At 72.0% G+C, this 13081-nt stretch carries 13 protein-coding genes and 1 pseudogene; 4 read left to right on the top strand and 10 right to left on the bottom strand.

Going from position 1 to position 13081, the window contains the following annotated elements; all coding sequences use genetic code 11:
* The first annotated feature begins 18 nt into the window (after positions 1-18).
* Positions 19-531, top strand: a complete 513-nt coding sequence (locus OHA86_RS31145) for a hypothetical protein (RefSeq protein ID WP_443072033.1) — start codon at positions 19-21, stop codon at positions 529-531.
* A 3-nt stretch (positions 532-534) separates the two neighbouring features.
* Here the strand turns inward: OHA86_RS31145 and OHA86_RS31140 are convergent, their stop codons facing one another.
* From OHA86_RS31140 to OHA86_RS31130, 3 genes are all read right to left on the bottom strand, one after another.
* Positions 535-1041 carry a GNAT family N-acetyltransferase gene (locus tag OHA86_RS31140; RefSeq protein ID WP_329180624.1) on the bottom strand — a complete coding sequence of 169 codons (507 nt, stop codon included), beginning with the start codon at positions 1039-1041 and terminating at the stop codon, positions 535-537.
* Between the two features lie 205 nt (positions 1042-1246).
* Positions 1247-1819 (bottom strand): sigma-70 family RNA polymerase sigma factor, encoded by a 573-nt coding sequence (locus OHA86_RS31135; protein ID WP_329180622.1) that lies wholly within the window; start codon positions 1817-1819, stop codon positions 1247-1249.
* A gap of 94 nt (positions 1820-1913) precedes the next feature.
* Positions 1914-3086: a glycerophosphodiester phosphodiesterase gene (locus tag OHA86_RS31130; RefSeq protein ID WP_329180620.1), complete on the bottom strand. Its 1173-nt coding sequence runs from the start codon at positions 3084-3086 to the stop codon at positions 1914-1916.
* Between the two features lie 188 nt (positions 3087-3274).
* Between OHA86_RS31130 and OHA86_RS31125 the strand changes: the two genes are divergently transcribed.
* Positions 3275-3943, top strand: a complete 669-nt coding sequence (locus tag OHA86_RS31125) for a lysophospholipid acyltransferase family protein (protein WP_329180618.1) — start codon at positions 3275-3277, stop codon at positions 3941-3943.
* A gap of 102 nt (positions 3944-4045) precedes the next feature.
* Here OHA86_RS31125 and argH read toward each other — a convergent pair whose 3' ends face one another.
* The 7 genes from argH to argC form a co-directional block, all read right to left on the bottom strand.
* Positions 4046-5473, bottom strand: coding sequence for an argininosuccinate lyase (argH, locus tag OHA86_RS31120; RefSeq protein ID WP_329180616.1), 1428 nt, complete (start codon positions 5471-5473; stop codon positions 4046-4048).
* Positions 5470-6666, bottom strand: coding sequence for an argininosuccinate synthase (locus OHA86_RS31115; RefSeq protein WP_329180614.1), 1197 nt, complete (start codon positions 6664-6666; stop codon positions 5470-5472). The genes argH and OHA86_RS31115 overlap by 4 nt, the downstream gene beginning before the upstream one ends.
* A 122-nt stretch (positions 6667-6788) precedes the next feature.
* Positions 6789-7322 carry an arginine repressor gene (locus OHA86_RS31110; RefSeq protein WP_329180613.1) on the bottom strand — a complete coding sequence of 178 codons (534 nt, stop codon included), beginning with the start codon at positions 7320-7322 and terminating at the stop codon, positions 6789-6791.
* A gap of 58 nt (positions 7323-7380) precedes the next feature.
* Entirely contained in the window at positions 7381-8565 is a 1185-nt protein-coding gene (locus OHA86_RS31105) for an acetylornithine transaminase (protein ID WP_329182626.1), read from the bottom strand.
* A gap of 17 nt (positions 8566-8582) precedes the next feature.
* Positions 8583-9530, bottom strand: coding sequence for an acetylglutamate kinase (argB, locus tag OHA86_RS31100; RefSeq protein ID WP_329180612.1), 948 nt, complete (start codon positions 9528-9530; stop codon positions 8583-8585).
* Positions 9527-10681, bottom strand: coding sequence for a bifunctional glutamate N-acetyltransferase/amino-acid acetyltransferase ArgJ (argJ, locus tag OHA86_RS31095; protein WP_329180611.1), 1155 nt, complete (start codon positions 10679-10681; stop codon positions 9527-9529). The genes argB and argJ overlap by 4 nt, the downstream gene beginning before the upstream one ends.
* Positions 10678-11706: an N-acetyl-gamma-glutamyl-phosphate reductase gene (gene argC, locus OHA86_RS31090; protein WP_329180610.1), complete on the bottom strand. Its 1029-nt coding sequence runs from the start codon at positions 11704-11706 to the stop codon at positions 10678-10680. The genes argJ and argC overlap by 4 nt, the downstream gene beginning before the upstream one ends.
* A gap of 110 nt (positions 11707-11816) precedes the next feature.
* Here argC and OHA86_RS31085 point away from each other — a divergent pair.
* Positions 11817-12182: pseudogene (locus OHA86_RS31085) on the top strand (VOC family protein); the annotation flags it as partial.
* Between the two features lie 94 nt (positions 12183-12276).
* Positions 12277-13014, top strand: coding sequence for a VOC family protein (locus OHA86_RS31080; protein WP_329180609.1), 738 nt, complete (start codon positions 12277-12279; stop codon positions 13012-13014).
* The last annotated feature ends 67 nt before the right edge of the window (positions 13015-13081 follow it).

The following is a 13081-nucleotide window of genomic DNA, read 5'->3' as shown; positions in this document are numbered from 1 at the left end:
GACACGGAGGCCGGGACAATGGCGCAGCAGCAGACACCGGCGGCACCGCCGGCGCCCGCCCGATCGGCGGCACCGGGCGCGCAGGCAGGACCGCCCGCGCCCGGCGGCAAGCGGCTCGGCCAGGGTCCCGGCCGGCTGCTGCTGTGGTTCTACGGCGTCTTCACGGTGGCGGCGCTGTCCCGCTCGATCGTGCAGATCAGCACCAAGTTCAGCGACGCGCCCCTCGCGTACGTGCTGTCGCTGGCGGCCGGCGTCGTCTACGCGGTGATCACCGTCGCCCTGTGGCGGGGCGGCGACCAGGCCCGCAGGATCGCGCTGGTGTCCTGCTCGGCCGAACTGCTCGGGGTGATCGCGGTCGGCATCCTGACCGTGGCGGACTCCTCGGCCTTCCCCGACGCGACGGTCTGGTCGGACTTCGGCGTCGGCTACGTCTTCCTGCCGCTGGTGCTCCCGGTCATGGGCCTGCTGTGGCTGCGCAAGGCCGGACGGCCGGAGCCCGGCACCGCGGAGGGTGCCGCGCCCCGGCCGTGACGGTCAGGCGGTGGCGGCGAGGCCGACGGTGTCCGCCGGCTTCTCCATGGTGACCAGGCTCAGCCTGCGGCTGACCGGCTTGGCGACGCCGACCTGCTCGTAGCCGAGCTTGCGGTACATCCGCAGGTTGACCTCGCTGCGGTGGCCGGTGAACAGCCGGTACCGCTTGGCCTCCGCCTCGGCCGCGAGCCGGTCCTCGACGGCGCTGAGCAGCCGCCCGCCGAGGCCGTGCCGCTGCAGGCGCGGATGCACGATGAGTTTGCCGATCCTGGCGGTGCCGTCGTCGTCGACGACACCGCGTACCGAACCGACGACCTCTTCGCCGAGGCGTGCCACCAGCACGCAGCCCTCGGACAGTTCGGCGCGCAGGTGGTCCAGGGTCTGGGTCAGCGGTTCGATGCTGTAGTCGCCGTACAGCTCGGCTTCGCTCTGATAGCAGAGGTATTGGAGTTTCAGGATCTTCTCGGCGTCGCTCGACTCCGCCGTAGAGATGGTCACGCTCATGCCCATGCGCGCAGGCCTCCCCTTCGAATCCGTCCGGGCAGTTTGAGGGTGAGGTGTGCGCCCGGGACGTGTGCCTGACCGGGGTTGGTGCGGATGTGCGCCGCCCCCGTTGGCGCCGATGATCGCACAAAGATCCCGATGGGAAGCGCCTGAGCGCCGCCCGTTCCAGTACCGTCCCGGCGTGCCGAAGGTGCCCACTGCCGCTGACTGTTTACCGTGCATTACCCCGCCCCACCGGGGATCCAACCCTCGAATTCAGGATGGATCGCAGACACCCGAGGCACCGGGAGCGCAGCGGCCCCACACCGCCCTGTGAGATTCCCAACTCCTGTGCGATCTGCGAGTAGGTGGGGTCGGAATCGGCCATCAGTGCCCGCACCAGTTGCGGGCAGCGTCCCGGCAGCGCGCGGACCGCGGCTCTGACCGAGCGCAGCGCGTCGGCGTCGATCACCTGGTCCTCGACGGCGCCGCCCGCCCGGTGCGGTGCGCGGGGCGGCGGTCCCGCGTCCTGGTCGGCGTACGGCCGCTCGCAGCGCCGCCGCACGTCGGGGCCGAGCGCTTCGGCGCGGACCGCGGCGCGCGTCCAGTCGGCGAATTCCGGTGGCGGCCCGCCGAGTTCGAGCAGCCGCAGCCAGACGGCCTGTTCGAGGTCGGCGGCCTCGATGCCGGTCCCGGGCAGCGCGAAGGCGGCGGCCTCGGCGGCCAGCAGCCGGGCGTGGCCGGCCGGCAGGAGGCCGGGCAGGGCGGGGGCGGTGGTCGCGGGCGGCGGCGCGGCGGTGTCCATGGGCTCGTGCATAGCGGTCGGTACGTACCGGCCGCGCCGGGCGGGGGCCCGGCGCGGCCGTGTTCACCTCATGGAGTGCAGGGCTCCGCGCGGTTCACGACGAGGCCCAGTAGTCCTCGCGGGCCAGCACCGCGGTGTCGGCGTTGTCCGTGAACAGGCCGTCGATGCCGGTGGCGAACCAGGTTTTGAACGCGGCCAGCGGGTCGCCGTAGGCGTTCGGGTCGGTGCCGACCTGGAAGTCGGCGGGCAGGAACTGGTTCTCGTTGCGCGCGGTGAAGGGGTGCAGGACCAGGCCCGCCTTGTGCGCGTCACTGACCACGGCGGTGGGCTTGAGGAGCTTGCCCGAGGCGTCGCGCGGGATGATCACGTCGGTGGTCGGGCCGATGCCCTGCGCGAAGCCGGCGATCCAGCGCAGGCCCGCCGGGGTGACCAGGTCGGCGACGGTCCGCTTGTCGCCGGCCACGACGAAGTCCCAGGGCTGCGAGGTCAGGCCGTTGAGCAGGAAGATCTTGGCCGCGCGCCCGCCGAGGGCGCCGAGCCGCCGCAGGCTCTGCGCCTCGAAGGACTGGAGGAACTGCGGGGCGTCGGCGCGGTGCCTGCCGTACGGCTTGAGCAGCGCGATCAGCCGCTCCTCCAGGGGCAGGCCGATGCCGCGGAAGTAGGTGGGGTGCTTGGTCTCGGTGTGCAGCCAGACCGGCTTGCCGCGCTTGCGGCCCTCCTTGTCGGCCCAGGCGAGCACCTCGGCGAAGGTGGGGATGTCCCAGCGGCCGTTGTAGATCGCGTTGTGCGGCCGGACGCCGGGCAGCCGTTCGACGGCGCGCAGCCGCTTGAGTTCCGCGAGGGTGAAGTCCTCGGTGAACCAGCCCGTGGTGGCGGTGCCGTCGATCGTCTTGGTGGTCCTGCGGCTCGCGAACTCGGGGTGGTCCGCGACGTCGGTGGTGCCGCCGATCTCGGGTTCGTGGCGGCACACCAGGTGCCCGTCCCTGGTCGGGACGACGTCCTGCTCGACGACGTCCGCGCCGATGGCGAGCGCGTACTCGTACGATCCGAAGGTGTGTTCCGGGCGGTAGCCGGCGCTGCCGCGGTGGCCGACGATGGTCGGCACCGGCAGCTCGGGGGCACCGCCGTGCCCCTTGCCCGCGCCGCCGCCCGGGGACTGCGCCCCGGCCGGGCCGGCTGCGGCGATCACCGCGCCGCCCGCTCCGAGCGCTGCCGCGGACAGCAGGGTGCGCCTGCCGGGGCCGGTCTTGTGCTGGTCATCCGTCATGGGCGCATCGTGCCCCGCGGAGCTTGCGTACGCCCGACGCCGGCCGGAACACATCCGTAACACGCGTCAACACTGCGTGCCGTCTCCGTGAACCCGACGTGCGGGGGTGCCCCTGGCGGAAGTATCGTCCTCGTGTACGTACGGGCCGGTGGGTCCGGCCGCCCCATCGCGTGAACCGGAGGAATGCGTTGTCCCGCAGCGTGCTCAAGGCGATTCTCGGACTGCTGATGCGGGTCCTTTACCGCCCCCGGGTCGAGGGCCTCGCGAACATCCCCGGCGACGGGCCGGTGATCGTGGCGGGCAACCACGTCACCTTCGTCGACTCGCTGTTCCTGTCCCTGGTGGTGAAGCGGCAGGTCTACTTCATCGGCAAGGACTCGTACGTCACCGGCAAGGGCTTCAAGGGCCGGCTGATGGCGTGGTTCTTCACCACCTGCGGCATGATCCCGGTGGACCGGGACGGCGGGCGCGGCGGGGTGGCGGCGCTGATGACCGGCCGCCGGGTGCTGGAGGAGGGCCGGATCTTCGGCATCTACCCCGAGGGGACCCGCTCCCCCGACGGCCGCCTCTACCGCGGCCGTACCGGTGTCGCCCGGCTGGCCCTGATGACCGGCGCCCCGGTGCTGCCGTTCGCGATGATCGGCACCGACAAGGTGCAGCCCGGCGGCTCCGGCATGCTGCGGATCGCCCCGGTCACCATCCGCTTCGGCCGCCCGCTGGACTTCGCGCGCTACGACGGCATGGACCGCGACCGCTACGTCCTGCGGGCCGTCACCGACGAGGTGATGAGCGAGGTCATGCGGCTCGGCGGCCAGGAGTACGTGGACATCTACGCGACCAAGGCGAAGGCCGCCTGACCGGCCCGGCGCGGTGGACGGCTGAGAGGCGGCACGTCCTTCGTGCCGCCTCTCAGCCGTCCCGCCGTCCGCCGGGACCGGGTCCCGGCGGCTCCCGCGTGGCTACTGCTCGGCCCGCGCCCAGGCGTACTGGACGTCCAGGTCCGCCTTGACCTCGGCGAGCTGGACGGCGACCGCGCTCGGCGCCGTACCGCCGCGCCCGCTGCGGGAGGCCAGCGAGCCCGGCACATTGAGCACCCCGCGGACCTCGGGCGTCAGATGCGCGGAGATCTTGGCGAACTGCTCGTCGGTCAGCTGGTGCAGCTCGATGCCCTCGGCCTCGCAGGCCTTGACGCACTCCCCCGCGACCTCGTGCGCGACCCGGAAGGGGACGCCCTGCCTGACCAGCCACTCGGCGATGTCGGTGGCCAGCGAGAAGCCGGCCGGGGCCAGCTCCGCCATCCGCTCGGTGTGCACCGTCAGGGTGGCCATCATCCCGGTGAACGCCGGGAGCAGCACCTCCAGCTGGTCGCAGGAGTCGAAGACCGGCTCCTTGTCCTCCTGGAGGTCCCGGTTGTACGCCAGCGGCAGCGCCTTGAGGGTGGCCAGCAGCCCGGTGAGGTTGCCGATCAGCCGTCCGGACTTGCCGCGGGCCAGCTCGGCGATGTCCGGGTTCTTCTTCTGCGGCATGATCGAGGAGCCGGTGGAGAAGGCGTCGTGCAGGGTCACGAAGGAGAATTCCTTGGTGTTCCAGATGATCACCTCCTCGGCGATCCGCGACAGGTTGACGCCGATCATCGCGGTGATGAAGGCGAACTCGGCCACGAAGTCGCGCGAGGCGGTGCCGTCGATGGAGTTGCCGACGCTGCCGTGCTCGAAGCCCAGGTCACGGGCGACGGCCTCGGGGTCGAGGCCGAGCGAGGACCCGGCGAGCGCGCCGGAACCGTACGGCGACACGGCGGTGCGCTCGTCCCACTGGCGCAGCCGCTCCGCGTCCCGGGACAGCGACTGGACGTGCGCCAGCATGTGGTGCGCGAACAGCACCGGCTGGGCGTGCTGGAGGTGGGTGCGGCCCGGCATCGCGGCGTCCGGGTGCGCCTCGGCGAGGCCGACCAGCGCGCCTTGGAGGTCCGCGATCAGGCCGCCGATGGTCCTGGCGTGGTCGCGCAGGTACATCCGGAAGAGGGTGGCGATCTGGTCGTTGCGCGACCGGCCGGCCCGCAGCTTGCCGCCGAGGTCGGCGCCGAGGCGTTCGACCAGGCCGCGTTCCAGCGCGGTGTGCACGTCCTCGTCGGCGATGGTGCCGGTGAAACCACCGGCGGCCACATCGGCTTCGAGCGTGTCGAGCCCGGCGATCATCCGGTCCAGCTCGTCGGCGGTCAGCAGCTCGGCCCGGTAGAGGACCCGGGCGTGGGCGCGGGACCCGGCGATGTCGTAGGGCGCGAGCCGGAAGTCGAAGTGGACGGAGGCGGACAGCTTCTCCAGGGCGGCGGACGGTCCGTCGGCGAACCGCCCGCCCCAGAGCTTGGCGCCCTGTGCTTCCTCGGTCACTGGGCCAGGTCCCGCTTCGCGGCGATCTTGCTGGACATGCCGAAGATCTCGATGAAGCCCTTGGACAGCGACTGGTCGAAGGTGTCGCCGGTGTCGTAGGTGGCGAGGTTGAAGTCGTAGAGCGACTCGCCCGACCGCCGGCCGTTGACGACGGCCCGGCCGCCGTGCAGGACCATCCGGACGTCGCCGGTGACGTGCTCGTTGGCCTCGGTGATGAAGCCGTCGAGCGCCCGCTTGAGCGGCGAGAACCACAGGCCGTCGTAGACCAGCTCGCCCCAGCGCTGCTCGACCTGCCGCTTGTAGCGGGCGAGCTCCCGCTCGACGGTGACGTTCTCCAGCTCCTGGTGGGCGGTGATCAGCGCGATGGCGCCGGGGGCCTCGTAGATCTCCCGGGACTTGATGCCGACCAGCCGGTCCTCGACCATGTCGATCCGGCCGATGCCCTGGGCGCCGGCCCGCACGTTGAGCTGCTGGATCGCCTCCAGGACGCTGACATCCCTGCCGTCGATGGCGACCGGGACACCCTTGAGGAAGCTGATGACGACCTCGTCGGCCTCCCGCGGCTCCGCCGGGTTCTGGGTGTACTCGTAGACGTCCTCGATCGGCGCGTTCCAGATGTCCTCCAGGAAGCCGGTCTCGACGGCCCGCCCGAAGACGTTCTGGTCGATCGAGTACGGCGACTTCTTGGTGGTGGCGATCGGCAGGTTGTTGGCCTCGCAGAAGGCGATGGCCTTGTCCCGGGTCATCGCGTAGTCGCGGACCGGCGCGATGCAGCGCAGCTCGGGGGCCAGTGAGGAGATGCCGGCCTCGAAGCGGACCTGGTCGTTGCCCTTGCCGGTGCAGCCGTGGGCGACGGTGTCGGCGCCGTGCTTGCGGGCGGCGGCCACCAGGTGCTTGACGATCGCGGGCCGGGACAGCGCGGAGACCAGCGGGTAGCGGTCCATGTAGAGCGCGTTGGACCGGATCGCCGGCAGGCAGTATTCCTCGGCGAACTCGTCCTTGGCGTCCGCGACCTCGGCCTCGACCGCGCCGCACGCGATGGCGCGCTTGCGGATGACGTCCAGGTCCTCGCCGCCCTGGCCGACGTCCACGGCCACGGCGATGACCTCGGCGCCGGTCTCCTCGGCGATCCAGCCGATGGCGACGGAGGTGTCAAGGCCGCCTGAATAGGCGAGTACGACGCGCTCGGTCACGGGTCTCTCCTTACGGTGCATACACTGACTGGTATAAGTATGCACTCCACCGTATGGTTCGTCAAAACCACAGGTCAGCGTGTTCCTGCGGCCGAATGGGTGGAGTGCGGGAGGGTCGGTGGCTAGACCTCGCCCTGGGCGAGGCGCAGCAGGTGATCGGCGAGCTTCTGACCGCCGGCGGGGTCCCGGCTGATCAGCACGACGGTGTCGTCTCCCGCGATCGTACCGAGAATGTCGTGGACCTCCGCCGTGTCGATGGCCGACGCGAGGAACTGCGCGGCGCCCGGCGGAGTGCGGACCACCACCAGATTGGCCGAGGCCTCGGCGGAGATCAGCAGCTCGGCGGCCAGCCGCCGCATCCGCTCCTCCTTGACGGACTCGCCCAGCGGCGCCTGCGGGGTGCGGAAACCGCCCTCGGAGGGGACGGCGTAGATCAGCTCGCCGTCGTTGGTGCGGATCTTGACCGCGCCCAGTTCGTCCAGGTCGCGGCTGAGCGTCGCCTGGGTGACGCTCAGCCCGTCGTCGGCGAGCAGCTTGGCCAGCTGGCTCTGGGACCGCACCGGCTGCCGGCCGAGGATGTCCACGATCCTGCGGTGCCTGGCCGTACGGGTCTGCGGTACGGCCTGGCCGCCGCCCTGCTGCTGCGCCTCGCTCATCGTCGCGTCATTCTCCGTCTGTCCCCCGGACTCCGGCGGTGCCCCGGGCTGCCCGGTTCTACTGGTTCGCCTGCCACACCTGGTCCAGGACGCCGGGCAGCACCCGGAGGAACTCGTCCGTGTCGTCGTCGCCGACGACCAGCGGCGGCGCGAGCCGTACCGTGTCGGGCACGGCGGCGTTCACCAGGAGTCCGGCGTCCTGAGCCGCCTGCTGGATCGGTGCGGCCAGCGGCTCGGTGAGCACGATACCGATCAGCAGGCCCGTACCGCGCACATGATCGACCAGCGGGTGCCGCAGGGCCTCGATTCCGTTCCGCAGCTTCTCGCCCTGCCGCTTGACGTGGTCGAGCAGCCCGTCCGCCGCGATGGTGTCGAGGACGGCGAGCGCGGCGGCGCAGGAGACCGGGTTGCCGCCGAAGGTCGTGCCGTGCGCGCCCGGGGTGAACAGCTCGGCCGCCGCCCCGAAGGCCACGGTGGCGCCGATCGGCAGCCCGCCGCCCAGGCCCTTGGCCAGCGTCACGACATCGGGCTCGACGCCCTGGGCCAGGCACTCGAACCAGTGCCCCGTCCTGCCGACGCCGGTCTGCACCTCGTCGAGCACCAGCAGGGTGCCGGTCGCGGCGGTGATCTCCCGTGCCGCCCGCAGATAGCCGGCCGGCGGCACGACCACCCCGTTCTCGCCCTGGATCGGCTCGATGATCACCAGCGCGGTGTCGGTGTCCACGGCCGCCCGCAGCGCCGCCTCGTCGCCGAACGGCACATGGACGACCTCGCCGGGCAGCGGGGCGAAGGCCTCCTTCTTCTTCGGCTGGCCGGTCAGCGCGAGCGAGCCCATCGTCCGGCCGTGGAAGGCTCCTTCGGTCGCGACCATCCGGGTACGCCCGGTGAGCCGGCCGATCTTGAAGGCGGCCTCGTTGGCCTCGGCGCCGGAATTGCTGAAGAAGACCCGGCCCGGCCGCCCGAACAGCTGGAGCAGCCGCTCGGCCAGCGCGACCGGCGGCTCGGCGATGAAGAGGTTGGAGACATGGCCCAGGGTGCCGATCTGCCGGGTCACCGCCTCGACCACCGCCGGGTGCCCGGTGCCCAGCGAGTTCACCGCGATGCCGCCGAGGAAGTCCCGGTAGACCTTGCCCTCGGCGTCCCAGAACCTCGCGCCCTCGCCGCGCACCAGGGGCAGCCGGGGCAGCCCGTAGTTGTCCATCAGCGCGCCCTGCCAGCGGCCGGCCAGCGCCTCGTTGCCGATCGTGCCCGTGGTGGTGGTCACCGTGTTCCCCCTTCTGCGGTTGCCTGTTCCGGTACGTGCTCGGCCGCGGGCGCCGGCGGGAGGTCGGGGACGACCATGGTGCCGATGCCCTCGTCGGTGAAGATCTCCAGCAGGATCGCGTGCTGGACCCGGCCGTCGATGACGCGGGCGGTGTGCACGCCGTTGCGTACCGCGTGCAGGCAGCCGCGCATCTTCGGGACCATGCCGCTGGACAGGCCGGGCAGCAGCTTCTCCAGCTCGGTGGCGGTGAGCCGGCTGATCACGTCGTCGCTGTTGGGCCAGTCCTCGTACAGGCCCTCGACGTCGGTGAGCACCATCAGCGTCTCGGCGTCGAGCGCCGCGGCCAGCGCGGCGGCGGCGGTGTCGGCGTTGACGTTGTAGATGTGCCCGTCGTCGGCGGCCCTGGCGATGGACGAGATCACCGGGATACGGCCGTCGGCGAGCAGCGCCTCGATCGCGCCGGTGTCGATGGCGGTGATCTCGCCGACCCGCCCGATGTCGACGGCCTCGCCGTCGATGACCGGGAAGTGCTTGACCGCGGTGATGGTGTGCGCGTCCTCGCCGGTCAGGCCGACCGCGAGCGGGCCGTGCTGGTTGAGCAGCCCGACCAGCTCGCGCTGCACCTGCCCGGCCAGCACCATCCGGACCACGTCCATCGCCTCGGGCGTGGTGACCCGCAGCCCGGCCTTGAACTCGCTGACCAGGCCGTGCCGGTCGAGCTGCGCGTTGATCTGCGGGCCGCCGCCGTGCACGACGACCGGCTTGAGGCCGGCCTGCCGCAGGAAGACCACGTCCTGTGCGAAGGCGGCCTTCAGCTCCTCGTCGACCATGGCGTTGCCGCCGAACTTGATCACCACGACCCGGCCGTTGTGCCGGGTCAGCCAGGGCAGCGCCTCGATGAGCACCTGCGCCTTGGGCAGGGCGGAGTGCTTGCGGGCCGTCATGAGCTGTACGCGCTGTTCTCGTGGACGTAGTCGGCGGTGAGGTCGTTGGTCCAGATCACCGCCGACGCGTCGCCCGCGGCCAGGTCCGCGGTGATCACGACCTCCCGGAAGCGCATGTCGACCAGGTCGCGGTCCTCGCCGACCGAGCCGTTCCTGCACACCCACACGCCGTTGATGGCCACGCTCAGCCGGTCCGGCTCGAAGGCGGCAGACGTGGTGCCGATCGCGGACAGCACCCGGCCCCAGTTGGGGTCCTCGCCGTGGATCGCGCACTTGAGCAGATTGCTGCGCGCGACGGACCGGCCGACCTCGACCGCGTCCTCCTCGCTGGCCGCGCCCACGATCTCGATCCTGATGTCCTTGCTCGCGCCCTCCGCGTCCCCGATCAGCTGCCGGGCCAGGTCGGCGCAGACCGTACGGACCGCGTCGGCGAAGTCGTCGTAGCCGGGAGTGGCACCGGAGGCGCCGGAGGCCAGCAGCAGCACGGTGTCGTTGGTCGACATGCAGCCGTCGGAGTCGGCCCGGTCGAAGGTGACCCGGGTGGCGTCCCGCAGCGCCTTGTCGAGCGTCGCGGTGTCCACGTCGGCGTCGGTGGTGAGCACCACCAGCATGGTAGCCAGGCCCGGCGCGAGCATGCCCGCGCCCTTGGCCATACCGCCGACGGTCCAGCCCCCCTCGCCCTGCGCCACCGCGGTCTTGTGGACGGTGTCGGTGGTCTTGATGGCGATGGCGGCCTTCTCGCCGCCGTGCTCGGACAGTTCGGCAGCGGCCTGCCCGATGCCCGGCAGCAGCTTGTCCATCGGCAGCAGCAGGCCGATCAGACCGGTGGAGGCCACCGCGATCTCGCCCGCGCTGTGCCCCAGCACCTCGGCGGCCCGCTCCGCGGTGGCGTGGGTGTCCTGGAAGCCCTGCGGTCCCGTACAGGCGTTGGCGCCACCGGAGTTGAGGACGACGGCGGTCACCGCGCCGCCCTTGAGCACCTGCTCCGACCACAGCACGGGGGCGGCCTTCACCCGGTTGGAGGTGAAGACGCCCGCGGCGGCGCGGCGCGGCCCGGCGTTGACCACCAGGGCCAGGTCCGGGTTCCCGTTGGCCTTGATCCCGGCGGCGATGCCCGCCGCCCGGAATCCTTTCGCTGCGGTCACGCTCATGGGGCGACTCCGATCGTGGAAAGTCCCGTGCCCTCGGGCAGCCCGAGGGCGATGTTCATGCTCTGCACCGCGCCGCCCGCGGTGCCCTTGGCCAGGTTGTCGATGGCGCTGATCGCGATGATCCGCCGCGCGTCCTGGTCGTAGGCCACCTGGAGGTGAACGGCGTTGGAGCCGTGGACCGACGCGGTGGCGGGCCACTGGCCCTCCGGCAGCAGGTGGACGAACGGCTCGTCGGAGTACGCCTTCTCGTAGGCGGCGCGGACGTCGGCGGCGGTGACGCCGGGGCGGGCCTTGGCCGTGCAGGTGGCGAGGATGCCGCGGGACATCGGCGCCAGGGTGGGCGTGAAGGAGACGCCGACCCGGGTGCCGGCCGCGGCGCTGAGGTTCTGGATCATCTCGGGGGTGTGCCGGTGGCCGCCGCCGACGCCGTACGGGGTCATCGACCCCATGACCTCGGAGCCCAGCAGATGCGGCTTGGCGGCCTTGCCCGCGCCCGACGTGCCGGACGCGGCGACGATCACGGCCTCGTCCTCGGCGAGCGCGGCGGCGTAGGCGGGTACGAGCGCGAGCGACACGGCCGTCGGGTAGCAGCCGGGTACGGCGATCCGTTTGGTCCCGGCCAGCGCGGCCCGGGCGCCGGGCAGCTCGGGCAGCCCGTACGGCCAGGTGCCGGCGTGCGGGGAGCCGTAGAAACGCTCCCAGTCCGCCGCGTCCTTGAGCCGGAAGTCGGCGCCCATGTCGACCACGAGCACGTCGCCGCCGAGCTGCTCGGCCACGGCCGCGGACTGCCCGTGCGGCAGCGCGAGGAAGACCACGTCGTGCCCGGCCAGCACCTCGGCCGAGGTGGTCTCCAGCACCCGGTCCGCGAGTGGCAGCAGATGCGGCTGCGACCCGCCGAGCCGCTGCCCGACACTGGAATTCCCGGTCACCGCCCCGATCTCGACCCCGGGGTGCCCGACCAGCAGCCGCAGCACCTCCCCGCCCGCATACCCGCTCGCCCCGGCAACCGCCGCCCGCAACGCCATCGAACCCTCCTCGTCGAGAGCATGACTATACGGCGACCCGCACTTTTATGCAAAAACTTGCACCCGGCACTGCGGAAGGCTTTGCAGAGCGGGAGCATAGGATCGCCGGCGTGGCGCTGCGACCTGTCCAGGTGAACATCAAGGCCCGTGACACCTCGGCGGTCGGCCGGTTCTGGGCGGCGGCGCTCGGCTGGACCGTCGCCGCCGAGGGACCGGCGACCACCTACGTCGCCCCCGCCGGCGACGTGGCCTGGCCGCACCCGGTCACCGTCTGCGTGGACGTCGTGACCGTCCCGGAGGCCAAGACGCCGGCGAAGAACCGTCTGCACCTCGATCTCGCCACCACCTCGGCGGCCCACCGGGCGGAGCTGGTCGAACGCCTCCGGGCGCTCGGCGCGACGCCCGCCGACGTGGGCCAGGGCGACGTCCCGTGGACGGTTCTGGCCGACCCGGAGGGCCATGAGTTCTGCGTGCTCGCCCTGCCCTGACGGGGAGCGGGCGGGGCGGGCTCGGGCCTGGTGGCGGGATATGCGTTTGTCGTCGCAGGGCGGTGTACGTAGGGTCGGCGGAATGGCGACACGGCTGGTGCAAATTGCGATGAACGCTCGGGACGACTCCGCGCTCGGCCGGTTCTGGGCGGAGGCGCTCGGCTGGGGTGTTGACAGCGAGGGGCCCGGGGTGACCAACATCGAACCCGTGGGCCTCGCTTACCCCGACCCCGCCGCCATCTTCATCGACGTCCTTCGGGTCCCGGAACCCAAGACGGTGAAGAACCGTGTGCACCTCGACCTCGCCACCACCTCGGCGGCCCATCAGGCGGAATGGGTCGAACGGCTCCGGGCGCTCGGCGCGAAGCCCGCCGACGTGGGCCAGGGCGACGTCCCGTGGACGGTTCTGGCCGACCCCGAGGGCAACGAGTTCTGCGTGCTGGAGCCGCGGGAGGTCTACTGGGACACCGGGCCGATGGCCGCGGTGGCGGTCGACTGCGTGGACCCGCGGGCCATGGCGCGGTTCTGGGGCGAGGCGATGGACTGGACCCTGCACGAGGTGACCGACGATCACGCGGTGCTGCGCTCCGCCAAGGCGGTCGGACCGTATCTGGAGTTCCTCCGCACGCCCGACGTGAAGACCGTGAAGAACCGCACCCACCTCGACGTCCGCCCGTACCCCGGTGACGATCAAGCCGCGGAGGTGGCCCGGCTGCGGGCCCTCGGCGCCACCGACGTCGACCTCGGCCAGGGCGACGTCCCGTGGACGTGCATGGCCGACCCCGAGGGCAACGAATTCTGCGTCCTCACCCCGCGCTGACCCGGAGCCGTGCCGACACCCCGACGCCTGACCCGGACGGGCGAACGCCGCAGGCTGGAGCGCTCAG

This window comes from Streptomyces sp. NBC_01477, from assembly GCF_036227245.1.
In the GTDB taxonomy this organism is placed as follows: domain Bacteria; phylum Actinomycetota; class Actinomycetes; order Streptomycetales; family Streptomycetaceae; genus Actinacidiphila.
This window is presented reverse-complemented; position numbering and strand designations above follow the sequence as displayed.